This window comes from Ignatzschineria sp. RMDPL8A (genome assembly GCF_029815055.1).
Classification (GTDB): Bacteria; Pseudomonadota; Gammaproteobacteria; order Cardiobacteriales; family Wohlfahrtiimonadaceae; genus CALZBJ01.
The window spans coordinates 1245920-1261273 of sequence record NZ_JAPPWA010000002.1 but is presented as its reverse complement, the minus strand read 5'-3'; the positions used below and the strand labels follow the sequence as shown (position 1 = coordinate 1261273).

15 protein-coding genes are annotated in these 15354 nt (G+C 45.1%); 8 read left to right on the top strand and 7 right to left on the bottom strand.

Features of this window, described 5'->3' with window-relative positions:
* Window positions 1-100: 100 nt before the first annotated feature.
* The 6 genes from lptD (at window position 101) to OXI21_RS07225 (ending at window position 6022) form a co-directional block, all read left to right on the top strand.
* Window positions 101-2377 (top strand): LPS assembly protein LptD, encoded by a 2277-nt coding sequence (gene lptD, locus OXI21_RS07250; protein WP_279618893.1) that lies wholly within the window; start codon window positions 101-103, stop codon window positions 2375-2377.
* 221 nt (window positions 2378-2598) lie between these two features.
* A complete protein-coding gene (locus tag OXI21_RS07245; RefSeq protein WP_279618892.1) occupies window positions 2599-3492 on the top strand; it encodes a glutamate/aspartate ABC transporter substrate-binding protein in 894 nt (297 codons plus the stop codon).
* Window positions 3493-3599: 107 nt separating this feature from the next.
* Window positions 3600-4331 carry an amino acid ABC transporter permease gene (locus OXI21_RS07240; RefSeq protein ID WP_279618891.1) on the top strand — a complete coding sequence of 244 codons (732 nt, stop codon included), beginning with the start codon at window positions 3600-3602 and terminating at the stop codon, window positions 4329-4331.
* Between the two features lies 1 nt (window position 4332).
* Window positions 4333-5025, top strand: coding sequence for an ABC transporter permease subunit (locus tag OXI21_RS07235; protein WP_279618890.1), 693 nt, complete (start codon window positions 4333-4335; stop codon window positions 5023-5025).
* Window positions 5022-5753, top strand: a complete 732-nt coding sequence (locus OXI21_RS07230) for an amino acid ABC transporter ATP-binding protein (RefSeq protein WP_279618889.1) — start codon at window positions 5022-5024, stop codon at window positions 5751-5753. The genes OXI21_RS07235 and OXI21_RS07230 overlap by 4 nt, the downstream gene beginning before the upstream one ends.
* An 80-nt stretch (window positions 5754-5833) precedes the next feature.
* On the top strand, window positions 5834-6022 hold the full coding sequence (locus tag OXI21_RS07225) for a hypothetical protein (protein ID WP_279618888.1): 189 nt from the start codon (window positions 5834-5836) through the stop codon (window positions 6020-6022).
* 161 nt (window positions 6023-6183) lie between these two features.
* Here the strand turns inward: OXI21_RS07225 and OXI21_RS07220 are convergent, their stop codons facing one another.
* From OXI21_RS07220 to OXI21_RS07195, 6 genes are all read right to left on the bottom strand, one after another.
* Window positions 6184-6969, bottom strand: coding sequence for a succinate dehydrogenase iron-sulfur subunit (locus OXI21_RS07220; protein ID WP_279618887.1), 786 nt, complete (start codon window positions 6967-6969; stop codon window positions 6184-6186).
* Window positions 6970-7024: 55 nt separating this feature from the next.
* Window positions 7025-8824, bottom strand: coding sequence for a succinate dehydrogenase flavoprotein subunit (gene sdhA, locus OXI21_RS07215; RefSeq protein ID WP_279618886.1), 1800 nt, complete (start codon window positions 8822-8824; stop codon window positions 7025-7027).
* A 43-nt stretch (window positions 8825-8867) separates the two neighbouring features.
* Window positions 8868-9260, bottom strand: a complete 393-nt coding sequence (sdhD, locus tag OXI21_RS07210) for a succinate dehydrogenase, hydrophobic membrane anchor protein (RefSeq protein ID WP_279618885.1) — start codon at window positions 9258-9260, stop codon at window positions 8868-8870.
* Window positions 9261-9272: 12 nt separating this feature from the next.
* The gene (gene sdhC, locus OXI21_RS07205) at window positions 9273-9662 is read right to left on the bottom strand and encodes a succinate dehydrogenase, cytochrome b556 subunit (RefSeq protein WP_279618884.1); all 390 of its coding nucleotides are present in this window, start codon (window positions 9660-9662) and stop codon (window positions 9273-9275) included.
* A 127-nt stretch (window positions 9663-9789) separates the two neighbouring features.
* Complete coding sequence (locus OXI21_RS07200) at window positions 9790-11754, bottom strand: MacB family efflux pump subunit (RefSeq protein ID WP_279618883.1); 1965 nt, start codon at window positions 11752-11754, stop codon at window positions 9790-9792.
* A gap of 2 nt (window positions 11755-11756) precedes the next feature.
* Window positions 11757-12968 (bottom strand): efflux RND transporter periplasmic adaptor subunit, encoded by a 1212-nt coding sequence (locus tag OXI21_RS07195; protein ID WP_279618882.1) that lies wholly within the window; start codon window positions 12966-12968, stop codon window positions 11757-11759.
* A gap of 127 nt (window positions 12969-13095) precedes the next feature.
* Between OXI21_RS07195 and OXI21_RS07190 the strand changes: the two genes are divergently transcribed.
* A complete protein-coding gene (locus OXI21_RS07190) occupies window positions 13096-13500 on the top strand; it encodes a hypothetical protein (protein ID WP_279618881.1) in 405 nt (134 codons plus the stop codon).
* A gap of 118 nt (window positions 13501-13618) precedes the next feature.
* On the opposite strand, the gene OXI21_RS07185 is transcribed toward OXI21_RS07190, so the two are convergent.
* On the bottom strand, window positions 13619-14137 hold the full coding sequence (locus OXI21_RS07185; RefSeq protein ID WP_347815523.1) for an adenine phosphoribosyltransferase: 519 nt from the start codon (window positions 14135-14137) through the stop codon (window positions 13619-13621).
* 292 nt (window positions 14138-14429) lie between these two features.
* Between OXI21_RS07185 and OXI21_RS07180 the strand changes: the two genes are divergently transcribed.
* Window positions 14430-15338, top strand: a complete 909-nt coding sequence (locus OXI21_RS07180; protein WP_279618879.1) for a hypothetical protein — start codon at window positions 14430-14432, stop codon at window positions 15336-15338.
* Window positions 15339-15354 lie beyond the last annotated feature (16 nt).

The following is a 15354-nucleotide window of genomic DNA, read 5'->3' as shown; positions in this document are numbered from 1 at the left end:
TGCCGATCGCCATGAGACCTGTTATAATCGCACTGATATTATTGAAGCTAAATTATAATCACGTTAACGCCCACGGGCCCCTGTATAGATAGATCAATTCGTGCGTAGAAAACCCCTAGTCCTCCATACATTAATTGCACTCTCTATTGCGTCTGCGATGAGTCTTTCGCCGCTTTATGCTGCGCCAAAAAGTTGTAAAATCTCCCCCCTTGCAGATTATCTTCTCGATTCGCCCAATAATCTGCCAAAAGATGAGATGATTTTACTCTCCGATGATGGGGCGATTACCCCAACGGAAGGGGCTCTTTTTGGGAATGTCATTGTTCAGGAAAAAGAGGGAAATTTCTACTCCGATTCGCTCTTTTTAGATCGCGTCAATAATGTAATTTTTTCAAAAGATGACCCGATCTATTATGGGTCTGATGCTGTTGCGGTTCGCGGGGAAACCTTCAAACATTATCTTAATGATGAAATCACCGATCTCATCGGCGGTGAATATTATTTAAGCGGTGATCGTCCGGCTCAAGGGCGTGCTAAAACCATGCATCATGAGGCGCTCGAGGAACGCTCGGATCTTGAGGAGGCCACTTATTCTGCCTGTGAGGTCGATAACGAAACATGGACCATTAAGAGTAAAAACCTCCGCATCAATCACGCCACGGGACGCGCCGTTGCCAAACATGCGTTTTTTGCGGTGCGCGGGCAATCGGTTCTCTATTTCCCCTATCTCTCCTTTCCCATTGATGGACAGCGTCATAGCGGATTTTTATCGCCGAAAGTACAATTTGATCGCAATAATGGGTTTACCTTTCGTCTCCCCTACTATTTCAATCTAGCGCCGAATATGGATGCAACGCTTGGCGTTGGGGTGATGAGTAAGCGTGGTTTTATTTTTGATGGAGAACTACGCTATCTAAATGAGTGGCAAAACTCGATTTTAAACCTTGAATACATTCCTGAAGATCGCCAAAAAAATGATGAAAAACGCTGGTCACTCTTCTTTAATCAAAATCTAACTTTTAGCGATCGATTAAGCGGTGCGATTCTCTATCAAAAGATCTCTGATGATGATTACCTTAAAGATCTCGATGACACCATCGGCCTTTTATCGAAAACGAATCTAGAGCGCTACGCTTCTCTTACCTATAACGATGAATATGTGAGTGCATCGATTCGCTTCCAAGATTTCCAAATTATCGATAAAGAGGCGATTCGCCTAAAACCCTATTCACGCCTACCACAAATTTCGGTAGCGAGCCATCAAACCTATGGCCTACTTGAATATGGGGTGAGTGCTGAATTTACACGCTTTATCACCGAGCTTGGCAAAAATGATACGCGCGCAAAGGGGGGCGATCGATTTGATGTTAAACCCTATATGCGCCTTAATTTAGAGAATTCGTGGGGCTTTTTTAGACCTGAAATTGCCTTCCGCTATACCGATTATTCGATCGATCATCGAAAAAATCCTCGCAATGATCCTGAACGTTTCCATCGCTCGATGCCCATTTTTAGCGTCGATACTGGACTCTTTTTTGAGCGTGATTTAGAGCTGAAATCACTCTTTGGCGGTGGAGAATATGTACAAACGTTAGAGCCTCGCCTCTTTTATCTCTATGTGCCCTACCGCACGCAATCACATATCCCGATGTTTGATACCTCGCTCTATAGCCCGAGCTATTCAGCGCTCTTCAACACCACCAATTTTACCGGCGCTGACCGTCAAAATGATGCAAACCAAGTAACGACCGCGCTCACCACCCGCTTTATTAATGCCAATAGCGGCGTGGAAAAGCTTCGTCTATCTGCCGGACAAATTCAATATTTTGAGAAAAATCGCATCCGCTTAGGCGATGATTTAAGTGAAGAAGAGGCCAATAAAAACCGCTCAGAATGGTTCATGGAGGGGGAATTTGAAGTGATTCCAAAACTCTATACCAATCTCACTTGGCAATGGTCTCCGAAAAAGAGTAAAACCACTAAAACCACCTTTGATCTGCGTTATCAACCTGAGCAAGATAAAATCCTCAATCTTGGCTATCGCTATACCCGAAATGATGGCAATCCCGACAACACCATCAATCAAATTGATCTCTCTGGATTTTGGGAGCTCGATGAAAAATGGAGCCTTATTGGCCGATATAATCATTCGCTCAATAATAATCAGATGATCGATACCATGGCTGGTTTCCAATATGATACCTGTTGCGTGCGCGTCCAAGCGATTACCCGTTATTATCGAGATACGCCTCAAGCGAAAGAGACACAATGGCGTTTTTATCTGATGTTTGATCTTAAAAATATGGGCAGTTTTGGCCAAAGTACCGAAGCTCTACTTCAAGATCATATTACCGGATATCGTTACCGCGGGTTTTAATCCAGCATCTCATCTCACACAATTAGATTCAACTTTCAAAGGGATAGATCGAATAATCTATCCTTTTTTTGCCATTAATCCTACTGTTTTTAGCAAAAGTACTTGAATTATTCCTTAGAGTGATCTATATCTAAGTAAGACGCTAGCAACAATTAAATCAATAATCAATGCGTCATTATTTGAATAATAATAAATAAAAAACGATTGTATCTGGAGGAAGCATGAAAAAGTCACTGTTAGCCCTAACTGTGTGTGGATTAATGAGCATGCCTGGTTTAACCATGGCGGAAGAATTAACTGGAACCCTTAAAAAGATTGATGAAACCGGCACGATCACCCTCGGTCACCGCGAATCATCAATTCCCTACTCTTACTACGACAATCAGCAAAACGTCATTGGTTATTCCCATGATGTGAGCTTAAAAATTGTGGAAGGCGTTGAGAAAAAATTGGGTAAAAAAGTCAATGTAAAACTCACGCCAATCACCTCGCAAAACCGCATTCCGTTAATGAAAAATGGCACGATTGACCTTGAGTGTGGCTCAACCACGCACAATACCTCGCGCGCTGAAGAGGCCGGTTTCAGTAATACGATTTTCATCATCAATATTCGCATGATTACCGATAAAGCCTCTGGCATTCAAAGCTTCGATGATCTTGCTAAAAAAGTTGTCATTACCACCGCCGGCACCACCTCAGAGCGTATTTTACGCAATATGGAAGCCGAGAAAAAAATGGGCATGCGCATTCAAGCGGCGAAAGACCATGGTGATGCATTTATGATGCTCGCCGATAAACGTGGCGTGGCATTTGTGATGGATGACTCCCTTCTCTATGGAGAGCGCGCAAAATCGCCTCAACCGGATCGCTGGGTTGTGGTTGGTGAATCCCAAGGAAAAGAGGCGTATGCCTGTATGATGCGTAAAGGCGATGCTCAGTTTAAAGCGGTTGCCGATGAAGTCATTGCGGAGATGTCAAAATCCGGTGAAATGGAAGCACTCTACAACAAATGGTTTATGAATCCGATTCCACCACGCAATGTCAATTTAGATTTCCCGCTATCGGATAGCATGCGCGAGCTCTTTGAAAACCCAAGCGACGTACCTTTCCAATAAAACGGATCAATCCGTCAACTCTCTAATCACAACGGGTGAGGGCCTATAATCAGCCCTCGCCTCTTTGTGGTCATGTCATAAATTTTCAGGTTAGAAAGGATCGACCTATGTTTGGATTAGATTTTTCAATTCTGCTCCAAGAAGCGGTAATCAACGAGACCTACCTCGACTGGCTGTTTGAAGGGGCAAAATGGACCATTATCACTTCAAGCGCGAGCTGGTTTCTCGCCCTAACGCTCGGGATTATCGTGGGCACGATGCGTACCCTACCGAGTCGTTTTTTTCGTTTCATCGGTGCAACCTATGTGGAATGTCTGCGTAACGTACCGCTGATTGTTCAGCTCTTTTTCTGGTATTACGTTTGGCCCAATATGCTTCCAGAACCCCTTGAGATCTGGATTAAGATGCAAGATCCAATCGTGCAGATGATGACTGCGGGGATTCTCTGCTTAGGGCTTTTCACCTCGGCGCGAGTTGCCGAACAGGTGCGCTCAAGCATTGAATCACTTGCAGGAGGACAGATGCGGGCAGCGCTTGCAACCGGGCTCACCCTTCCTCAAGCGTATCGCTATGTGATCTTACCGCAGGCGCTGCGGATTATTATTCCGCCCATGACCTCCGAGTTACTCAATATCTTTAAAAACTCCTCGGTCTTACAGACCATTGGGCTTGCAGAATTAACCCGTCAAGCGGCGCAAATTAATGACTATACCGCAAAAGCCTATGAGTCGTTTATCGTGGTCACAATCGCCTACATCATCATCAATCTAGCCTTAATGCTGATTATGAAAGCAGTTGAGCACTATTCCCAAATTCCCTCATTAAAACAAGGAGCGTAATATGGATCTTCTTCCTTTTTCTGATCTGTTCACCCTCCTCAATGAGAACCGCGCGTTTTTATGGCAAGGGATGGCGGTGAGCTTGCAAATTACCGTGATCGCGATTATTGTCGGCATCGTTTGGGGAACGATTTTAACCATCATTCGTCTCTATGCGCCAAAACCGATCGCGCTACTTGCCACCGGCTATGTCAATCTCTTCCGCTCCATTCCGCTGATTATGGTGTTGATGTGGTTCTATATCGCCATTGGCCCAAGCATTCAGCATCTTTTTGGGCTTGATAATAGCGCAAGCGTTCGCTTAATCTGGGCGATTGTGGCCTTTTCACTCTTTGAAGCGGCTTACTACTCAGAGATCATTCGCGCAGGCTTTTTAAGTGTACGCAAACAGCAAATGAACGCCGCACTTGCGCTCGGCATGACCCGTTTACAAGCGATTTTTAACGTCATTTTACCGCAAGCGCTTCGTAACATGGTGCCCCTTTTGTTAACCCAAGCGATTATTCTCTTTCAAGATACCTCGCTTGTTTACATCATGAGTTTAAATGATTTCTTCCGCGCAACTGACATTATCGGCTACAACAATAATGCCAAAATGGAGCTGATTCTCTTTGCCGGATTTATCTATTTTATCATCTGTTTTACCCTCTCAAGTGGTGTGAGATATCTGCAAACAAGGAAAAAACGTATATGATTACCTTCAAAAACGTGAGTAAATATTATGGAGATTTTAAGGTTCTCAACAACTGCTCCACTGAGATTGCTGAGAAAGAGGTAGTGGTGGTCTGTGGCCCTTCCGGTTCAGGAAAATCCACTCTGATTCAATGCGCTAATGGTCTCGAACCCTATCAAGAAGGCGACATCATCATCAATGGCCATTCGCTCTCAAACCCAAAGGTGAATCTCTCGAAAGTTCGCTCTGAGGTGGGTATGGTCTTCCAACACTTTGAGCTTTTCCCGCATATGTCGATCGAAAATAACCTGATGCTTGCACAACAAAAAGTGCTCAAACGTGGCAAAGATGAAGCCTATGAAAAGGCGATTAGCCTATTAGATCGCGTGGGGCTTAAAAACCATCTTGGAAAATACCCCACCCAGCTCTCAGGTGGGCAACAACAGCGGGTTGCGATTGCTCGTGCGCTTGCGATGGATCCTGTTGTTATGCTCTTTGATGAACCAACTTCTGCCCTTGACCCCGAGATGATTCATGAGGTGTTAGCGGTGATGGTCGAGCTGGCACAAAGCGGAATGACAATGATGTGCGTTACCCACGAAATGGGATTTGCTCGACAAGTGGCGGATCGGGTGATCTTTATTGATGGCGGTGAAATTCATGATGATCTCTCAAAAGAAGCCTTTTTTGAAGGGGATCCGAGCGATCGAGCCAAAGCCTTTTTGAAAAACATCTTTCAATATGATTAAGGATCTTGTTACACTTAAACGATTAACGCATTAATCTATTCACACCAATCTGCATTTTCACCTTAATAAAAGGAGTCAAGATGAAGCAATCGTTTACCCTTCTTGTTGCGGGGCTCATGCTCGGATTACTCACCGCTTGCAGTGCCACCACAAGCGCTTCTACCGATGGTGATATTGGCGTTTCAGCGAGCCAGAAAGTCAGCAGTGACCGCGATTCGAGCCCAAAAGTCTATGGCAGTATTCGTTACGGCTATAACTTTGGCAATTAACGCCTCGCGCTCAATAGTTAAATATTTGCTACTTAAAACAGAGCCTCAAAAATAAATCCCCATAAAAAACTCCAGTCAGTGATTGATACCGACTGGAGTTTTTAATTAACTGATTATAAACAATTATTATTGCCTATAATCATTGTTTGATCGTCTTATGATCAGTGACGTAATACCATTAATTTCTTAATCTCTGCAATTGCTTTTGCAGGGTTTAAGCCTTTCGGACAGGTATTAGTACAGTTCATAATGGTGTGACAACGATAGAGTTTGAACGGATCTTCTAACTCATCTAAACGCTCACCCGTATGCTCATCACGAGTATCAACGATGAAACGATACGCTTGAAGTAATACCGCTGGACCTAAGTATTTCTCAGAGTTCCACCAGTAGCTTGGGCATGAAGTTGAACAACATGCACAGAGAATACACTCATAGTATCCGTCGACTTTTCTACGCTCTTCAATCGATTGTAGACGCTCGCGCGGAGGATTCGGTGTATCGGTTTTAAGCCAAGGTTGTACCGATGCGTGTTGTGCATAGAAGTGCGTTAAATCAGGCACTAAGTCTTTTACAACGTGCATATGGGGAAGCGGATTAATCACCACCTCACCTTGACGATTTTTTGGCACATCCGCTGTCGCTTTAGTACAAGCAAGCGTGTTTGTTCCGCCGATATTCATCGCACATGAACCACACACCCCTTCACGGCATGAACGGCGAAGCGTCAAGGTTGGGTCGATTTTGTTTTTGATGTATAAAAGCGCATCAAGCACCATCGGACCACACGCGTCTAAGTTCACATCGTAGGTATCGTAACGGGGGTTTTCACCACTATCGGGATCCCAACGATACACTTTAAATACGCATTTATTCGTTGCGTTATCGTCCGCAAAGTGTTGACCTTTTTGAACGATTGAATTTTCTGGTAATTTAAATTCAGCCATAATATTTTTCCTCTATCTCAAATATGATGATTCCTAAAGTTCCATACCACCACAATTAGTAGGTACGCTCTTTAGGCGGAAAATACTCGACTTCATCAGTTAAGGTGTAGTTATGCACCGGACGATAATCAAGCTCCACGTCACCCTCTTCGCTTACCCAAGCAAGAGTGTGTTTCATCCAATTTTCATCATCACGTTTCGGGAAATCTTCGTGTGCGTGCGCACCGCGTGATTCGTGACGTGCTTCTGCTGAAACAATCGTCGCTAACGCTGAGATGAGAAGGTTTGACAATTCTAATGTTTCAACTAAGTCTGAGTTCCAGATTAAGCTGCGGTCATGCACTTTAACGTCTTTAAAGAGTTTAAACGCTTCTGTGATCGCCACAACCCCTTCTTTAAGGGTCTCTTTAGTACGGAATACGGCTGCATCACGTTGCATTGCGCGCTGCATTTTATCACGTAGATCCGCCGTTGAGATGGTTCCATCAGCGTAACGAATGCGATCGAAACGATCTAAGATACGGATAATTTCAGACTCTGGAAGATCTTTTTGCGAGGCATTAGGCTCTAAAATTTCAGCACAACGATTTGCCGCCGCACGACCAAATACCACTAAGTCTAACAGCGAGTTTGAACCTAAACGGTTTGCCCCGTGTACAGATACACACGCCGCTTCACCAATTGCCATTAAACCTGGAATCACATAGTCAGGATCACCATCTTTAAGCGTTACCACTTCTGCGTGATAGTTCGTTGGAACCCCACCCATGTTGTAGTGAACCGTTGGGATAACAGGAATTGGCTCTTTACGAACGTCAACGCCTGCGAAAATACGCGCACTTTCAGCGATACTCGGTAAACGCTCTTCGATCACTTCAGGACCTAAGTGCATTAAGTTGAGATATACATGGTCTTTATGTTCGCCCACACCGCGTCCGTCACGAACTTCTAGAAGAATTGAGCGTGAAACAACGTCGCGCGATGCTAAGTCTTTTGCGTTAGGCGCGTAGCGCTCCATAAAGCGTTCGCCGCTGGCGTTGGTTAAGTAACCGCCTTCTCCACGAACCCCTTCAGTGATCAAACAGCCTGCGCCGTAGATACCGGTTGGGTGGAATTGTACGAATTCCATATCTTGAAGAGCAATTCCCGCACGTGCTGCCATTCCGTTACCGTCACCAGTACAGGTATGCGCGCTCGTTGCTGAGAAGTATGCACGGCCATAACCGCCCGTCGCTAATACCACCATTTGTGAACGGAATACATGAATGGTACCGTCCGCTAAGTTCCATGCGATCACCCCACGGCACTCGCCCTCTTCCATAATTAGGTCGATTGCGAAGTACTCAATGTAGAATTCTGCATTGTGTTTTAAAGATTGTTGATAGAGCGTATGAAGCATTGCGTGACCGGTTCTGTCCGCTGCTGCACACGTTCTTTGTGCTTGCGCTTCACCGTAGTGCGTCGTCATACCACCAAATGGACGTTGGTAGATTTTACCTTCTTCGGTTCTTGAGAAAGGAAGACCGTAGTGCTCAAGCTCTAAAATTGAAGGAATCGCTTCACGACACATATATTCGATGGCGTCTTGGTCACCTAACCAGTCTGACCCTTTAACGGTGTCATACATGTGCCAGCGCCAATCATCTTCACCCATATTTCCAAGAGCCGCCGATACGCCCCCTTGAGCCGCAACAGTATGTGAACGAGTTGGGAACACTTTTGTTACACAAGCGGTTTTAAAGCCTTTTTCCGCCATACCGAGCGTTGCACGAAGTCCTGAACCACCTGCACCGACAACTACCACGTCATACACGTGTTCGGTAATTTTATAATCTTTATATTCTTTTAAATTCATTTGTTAACCTCAAAATCCTGTATCGATTCTTTTATCCCAATGACTAACCTAAAACGCTCGCAACAGATGAAATACGCACAACCGCGTATACTGCTGAAAGGCCGATAATCATCATGATTACACGCATTGCGTTAACTACCATTAGGCGAACGCACGCTTTCCCAATATAGTCCTCAAGGAAAACTTGTAATCCTAAAATGGCGTGATAAAACGCAGTCACGATAAAAGTGATGACGAGAACTGTGGTGGTCGGTTTTGCTAACCACGTTACAACGTCTCTGTAGCTTGCGGTGAGGTTTGTTGCAAAACTAAATGCAAACCATAAAAAAAGAACGGCTAACACCACTGCGCTCACTTTCTGTGCAACCCATTGGCGCGAACCGCTACGAGCAGATCCTAAGCCTTTTACACGGCCTAATGCTGTTTGATGTCTCATTATTCGCTCTCCTTATGCCATAAAACCAGCAACAATGATGATAAGTCCAAGTACGATTGCACCGATTTGAACTAAACGCGCTGATTTACGTGCTGAATCCATATCAATTCCTTTACCCGCATCCCAAAATAGGTGACGGATACCATTACAGAAGTGATAGCATGCCGCAAACGTACCAATGAACACGAAAATCAACACAAACCAGTTGGTTAAAAATCCTTGTACCGCGTGATACGCATCAGGCCCAGCTGCGATACCCGCAAACCAAGCTGCAATGACGAACATGATGAAAACGAGCGCGATCCCTGAAAGACGATGTAAAAAGCTCATCACCGAAGTGATTTGGAACTTATACGCATCCCCTAACATAAAAGGCGATAATGGTCGTTTATTTTGACTCATAAAGTGTCCCCCTTAAAGTTAATAAAATTTTAATACAACACAACTACTACAACATACAAGTTTGCCAAGTTATCCGTAAACTTGCAATACAATTATCATATTTTAACCATTTTAATCAATTCTCGACCTAGGATCGCTCAAGCGCCTCTATTGGTGCGAGTTCTGACGCTCTTTTTGCTGGGAAATATCCGAAGATAATGCCGATTAAAAAGGAGGCGAAAAATGCAAGGATAATTGAACTCATGGAGAATCGAAGGGGGAAATCTGTGTTGACTTGTCCCATAATAAATCCAAGGCCAAGCGCTAAGCTTAATCCGAGCACTCCGCCTAAAAGACAGACCAGTACCGCCTCGATTAAAAATTGTTGAGAGACATCGCTTTGACGCGCCCCAACCGCCATTCGCATGCCGATCTCACGCGTACGTTCAGCCACCGACACCAGCATAATATTCATCACTCCAATCCCGCCGACAAGAAGTGAAATGAGCGCAATGGAAGTGACTAAAATCCGCATCGTCATCGTCGTCTCTTCAATGGTTTCGCGAATGGTATCAGCGTTAAAGATAAAGAAGTCTTTTTTGCCATGAAGAACCGTTAAGATGTCAGTAATGCTCTTTTCGGCAAGTTTAAGATTCACATCTTCATCGACGCGAATAGTGATATTGCGTAAAAAGTTCTGCCCGAGCATCCGCTTCATCAAGGTTGAATATGGTACCCAGACATTCATATTATTGCTTCCGCGCATCCCCGTCGATTTCGAGGTGGCAACGCCAATCACCTGTACCGGAAGATGATCGAGCATAATCACCTCGCCAATGGGGTTTTCGCCATTCGGAAAGAGTGTTTCCACCGTATTTTCATCAATCACCGCTTCAAGTTTTAACTCATCTTCACTCTCACGATCAAAGCCAACGCCTTGGGTGATATCGTAGCCTTCCACATCAAAATATTGAAAACCCACCCCCTGAAGGCTCACATTGACCGCGGTAATATTGTGATAGCGCACGCTTACCGAATGGGAGACCACCGGCGTCACACTGTGAATAAAGCTCTGCTTTTCGAGCACTGCTACATCACTTGGACGAAGACTCTGGATCCGCCCTGAACGCCGATCCCCAAAGCCTGACCCAGGGAAAACCGTAAGCGTACTCGTTCCCATGGCGTTAATATTTTCTAAAATTCGATCGGTCGTTCCCCGCCCGAGCGCAATCACCAGCACCACCGAAGCGATCCCGATAATAATCCCGAGCATCGTCAAAAAAGTGCGCATCCTCTGCATCGCCATGGAGATTACCGCCATTTTAAAGGCATTGCTGATCCGCTGTAGAAGTTGCCCATAGAGCCCGACTTTTTTTGGCTCCGCCTCTTCATGTAGATCGATATGATTTGACGAGACCGGTGGCGGCGCTTGTTTGGTATCGCGAATCACAAGCCCATCTTTTAATTCAATCACCCGTTTTGCGTGGGCGGCAACGTCTGGATCATGGGTCACCATAATCACCGTATGCCCCTTCGCATTGAGCTCTTTGAGAATCTCTAACACCGCTTTTCCGCTCGCACTATCGAGCGCCCCGGTCGGCTCATCGGCAAGAATAATCTCGCCCCCGTTCATGAGCGCCCGCGCAATACTCACCCGTTGTTGCTGTCCGCCCGAGAGTTGCGTTGGGTAATAATCCACCCGATCCCCAAGTCCAAGCGCTTTTAGAAGATCTCGCGCACGACGATCACGATCCCCGGCACTGACGCCCGAATAGATTGCCGGCATCTCAACATTGCCTTTCGCGGTTAATGTATTCAGAAGATGATAGCGCTGGAAGATAAAGCCAAAATGTTCACGGCGCAGTTTCGCGAGCTCCTCTTGGGAGTAATTGGCAATCTCACGCCCTTTAAAATAGTAGCTCCCGCCGGAAGGATAATCGAGCCCGCCGATCAGATTCATCAGCGTTGATTTCCCCGAACCGGACGCGCCCATAATCGCTAAAAATTCGCCCTCTTCTACGGTAAGTGAAATCCCTTTTAGAACGCGAACTTCAACCTCGCCCGTCTGAAACGAGCGCTCTAGATGATCGAGCTGAATGAGTGGTGCCGTCATGATTAAAACCCTCGACGAATCCCACGGGGATGACTAATCACCGCTTTTGATTTTTTCACTTCTGTTTCAGATAAAACCACCAGCTCGCCAGCGTTTAAGCCCTCTTTCACCTCAGTAACAACATTATTGGAGAGGCCGGTTTTAATGTATCGTGGTTCGATTTTTTGGTTCGCTTTATCAGTTAATACCCATACGATTTGATAGCCCGGACGTTTCTCAGGCTTATCAATACTCGTTGGTTTATAGCGCGTTGCCATCGTTGGAATAGTGAGCACATCGTTTGCCTCATCGATCACCAGATAGATCTGGCTTGTCATATCGATATAAAATGTTTGATCGACGTTATCAACGTAAAAAAGCCCGTTATAATAGATCGCCTCATTCACATCAGTCAGCGTGTTGCCGGTGCTATTTTGGAATTTTTCCGTCGCCGGTTCGATCTGTTTTAAGATCGCTTCATATTTTTCATTCGGCTCACCTAAAATGGTGAAATAGGCCCGCATCCCGAGATCCACTTTGGGAATATCCGCCTCGGAAATTTGCGCTTTAATGGTCATTTTGGAAAGATTTGCTACCTTAACAATGGTCGGCGCTGTCTGCACCGCGTTCACCGTTTGCCCCTCTTTGACCACAATCGCCACAACCGTCCCATCAATGGGCGCGACGATTTTAGTATAGGTTAAATCAAGCTCTGCGGTATCTAAGGCGATCTGTGCTTGCGCAACTTGCGCCTCGAGCGCTTCAAGTTCCGCCTCGTAAACTTTAAGATTCGCTTCCGCCACATCTAAATCTGATTGGGTGGTCGCCCCGCTTTTAATCAGACGAGTTTGACGCTCATAATTGATTCGAGCATTGACTAACTGCGCCTCTTTCGCGACTTTCGAAGCGATCACATTTTTAAGACGCGCGTCACTATCTTTCACCGCATTTTGCTGGGGAAGGTCATCAATTTCTGCAATGAGATCGCCCTTTTTCACCATTTGCCCAAGCTTAACGTGCATCTTTTTGATCTGGCCTGAAACCTGCGCGCCTACTTCAATCTGCTCAAAGGCCTCCATCTTGCCATCTGCGAGAATATTGACTTCAATATCCCCTTTCGTTGCCGGCTCACTTAGATAGGTGGTGACCATGTTATCGCGAAACAGAAAAAACGCACCTAGCGCAATAAGGGCGATTCCGCCAAGGAGGATCCATCGATTTTTTAGTAATTTCATCGTTAAGCTACTTCTAAGTTGGTAGAATTAAATGTTCCTAGGATTACAGATTTTTTGTAAATAAACGTATACACTAGAGGCGATTATACCCCATTTTTACGCGCCTGTGACCTAAAAGGAGGTTCTCATGTTTTATGCTTTTATTATCGCGGTGGCAACGCTTGTGGTCTTTTTAATTGTTAAACCGCGCAAAGAGCTCGATCACACCAAAGAGAAACTTTCCTATCAAAACAATCTGATGAGCCGGCAATTGCTTTTAAGTGATATCCGCCATCATACTAAGGTCAATAGCCTTGAGGTGATCGAGCTGTGCGACGATATGGTTGCCTCTCTCACCTCGTTACTTGATTTTGAGGAGAGTGAAAAGAAACGTAATTATATTCTGCTTGAGATCGAAAAACTGAAAGCGAAAAAGCGCCATAAAGAGAGTGAGATGAGTGAATCGCTTAAAAAGATCGACCAAGAGATTGCTGAGATTGATCAAGAAGTCAAACGGCTTGCCCCGCTCCAAGGTCGGGATTCGGATTCATAGACAATAGTCAATAAACAGAAAATAATAAACAATGGGCCATAAAAAAGCCTGAGTATTCGTAATCAAACAGTCTCAGGCTTTTCTCGTATTTCTACTTATATTTCTCTTTGTATGCCTCTTAATCGGCGTAAGAGACTAAGCGTTGGGTTTTATATTCGCTTAAAAACTCAGGATCGTGCAGATATTCTAAATCTGCTAAAAAGCTGATGCCTTCAATGGTTGCGCCCTGCATCTCAATCAATTTAATGATCGCTTCCATAGTGCCACCGGTGGCTAAAATATCATCGATAATCACCACTTTATCGCCAGGATTTAAATCATCTTTATGCATCTGCTGCTCATCGGTGCCATATTCAAGCGCATACTCAACGGAATGGACTTCTCGTGGAAGTTTACCTGGTTTACGCACAAGAACAAAGCGTGTTTTAGTATTAAACGCCACCGCCGGCCCAAAGAGAAACCCACGCGCTTCCGGTGCTACGATCACATTCGCGCCACAGGATTTCACAAATTCCGACATCGCATTGATCGTATGTTGCAGCGCATCCACATTATTAAAAAGCGGAGTAATATCCTTAAAATCCACCCCATCTTTTGGGTAGTCGAGCACGCTTTTGATATGTTTTTTTAAATCCATTTCCTTCTTGATCGCCACCGCGACCATCCTTCAAAATGAGTCAAGCAAAAGAGTAATTATACTAAACATTCCCCCATTTGAGTATGCAAGCCGAAGAATCTTTACCCATTCTTGACCGATCTTAACCCTTTAGCGCACCCTGCTTGATCTTAAGCGCGATTTTCTCCAATCCCGCGCGCCACCCCTTGTGCTTTTACGATAAAAAGACGTACAATCGAACCTATTCGTTTTATTTTGTACCCTATCCATGTCGGGCGATTCGATCGGTTTTGCCCTAAAGAGAGAGCTATTCATGACAACCACCAATCTACTTCCGTTAGAGTTTTGCCTTGTAATTCAATATAAGGAATCGAGCCAAACTGATGCCCCGCGTTATTTAGATAAGGATCAGACCAATGCGCTCCTCCAAGAGATCGGACAAAATATCGCAACGCAATTCCCTAAAATGCAGGAAACAGGCCTCATCGGCATCGGATCGATCTATCATTTAAACCAGATCATTCGCCCCAATTTCCCCATCTATACGCAACTCTTTGAGCTTGCTAAAGTTCGTTTCCGCGCGAAAAACTTTAAGCCTCTAATCGTGGGAATCGGCACAGAAGCTGAGAAATTTGATATCGATATCTTCAATAAAGAGACGAGCGACTTTAAAGAAGTGCTCCAAGTGCTTCCCTTTTTAACAGTGATGCCCGATAACGATGAAGCGCGCGCCTTTTTCGATGAGCTCAATGAATCACTTACCACCAATACCCCACTTTCAAACGCGATGACCGAGCGCCTAGAAAACCTCTTTGGTCTTGAGATCGACAATATCAGTATCGCAACGCTCGCCGATATTAACGGGCTTTTTGCGGCGCAACTGATCCAAATCGGGCTTGAAGAGCTGTGGCATATTATTAAAGCAGTAATCTTTAATTTAAGTGAAGAATTACAAACCCTCGGCAGTGGCCATGTGCTCTACTGGAAACTCGATGAGGTGGTAATTTTAACCGCGCACGAGAAGATCTTTGATGAGGCGATGCGTGACTATCAACAAAACTTTGAGACCTATCGCACCACAACGCTCCGCCTAGAGCATCTCTTTAAATCGCACCGCATTCCTTTTACCCGTCAAGAAGTGATGGATCTGGAGTTCTTTAAAGCGCCCGCCACGGTTGAACGCGTTCGTGAACAGATTGGATCGCACATTAAAGCGCTCTAAACCACGCTCGGATCAA

What these genes read in the sequence shown, in the direction of transcription:
- OXI21_RS07245 (WP_279618892.1), top strand. Translation starts at nt 2,599, where the DNA reads ATGAAAAAGTCACTGTTAGCCCTAACTGTGTGTGGATTAATGAGCATG.
- OXI21_RS07240 (WP_279618891.1), top strand. Translation starts at nt 3,600, where the DNA reads ATGTTTGGATTAGATTTTTCAATTCTGCTCCAAGAAGCGGTAATCAAC.
- OXI21_RS07235 (WP_279618890.1), top strand. Translation starts at nt 4,333, where the DNA reads ATGGATCTTCTTCCTTTTTCTGATCTGTTCACCCTCCTCAATGAGAAC.
- OXI21_RS07230 (WP_279618889.1), top strand. Translation starts at nt 5,022, where the DNA reads ATGATTACCTTCAAAAACGTGAGTAAATATTATGGAGATTTTAAGGTT.
- OXI21_RS07225 (WP_279618888.1), top strand. Translation starts at nt 5,834, where the DNA reads ATGAAGCAATCGTTTACCCTTCTTGTTGCGGGGCTCATGCTCGGATTA.
- OXI21_RS07220 (WP_279618887.1), bottom strand. Translation starts at nt 6,969, where the DNA reads ATGGCTGAATTTAAATTACCAGAAAATTCAATCGTTCAAAAAGGTCAA.
- sdhA (WP_279618886.1), bottom strand. Translation starts at nt 8,824, where the DNA reads ATGAATTTAAAAGAATATAAAGATTATAAAATTACCGAACACGTGTAT.
- sdhD (WP_279618885.1), bottom strand. Translation starts at nt 9,260, where the DNA reads ATGAGACATCAAACAGCATTAGGCCGTGTAAAAGGCTTAGGATCTGCT.
- sdhC (WP_279618884.1), bottom strand. Translation starts at nt 9,662, where the DNA reads ATGAGTCAAAATAAACGACCATTATCGCCTTTTATGTTAGGGGATGCG.
- OXI21_RS07200 (WP_279618883.1), bottom strand. Translation starts at nt 11,754, where the DNA reads ATGACGGCACCACTCATTCAGCTCGATCATCTAGAGCGCTCGTTTCAG.
- OXI21_RS07195 (WP_279618882.1), bottom strand. Translation starts at nt 12,968, where the DNA reads ATGAAATTACTAAAAAATCGATGGATCCTCCTTGGCGGAATCGCCCTT.
- OXI21_RS07190 (WP_279618881.1), top strand. Translation starts at nt 13,096, where the DNA reads ATGTTTTATGCTTTTATTATCGCGGTGGCAACGCTTGTGGTCTTTTTA.
- OXI21_RS07185 (WP_347815523.1), bottom strand. Translation starts at nt 14,137, where the DNA reads ATGGATTTAAAAAAACATATCAAAAGCGTGCTCGACTACCCAAAAGAT.
- OXI21_RS07180 (WP_279618879.1), top strand. Translation starts at nt 14,430, where the DNA reads ATGACAACCACCAATCTACTTCCGTTAGAGTTTTGCCTTGTAATTCAA.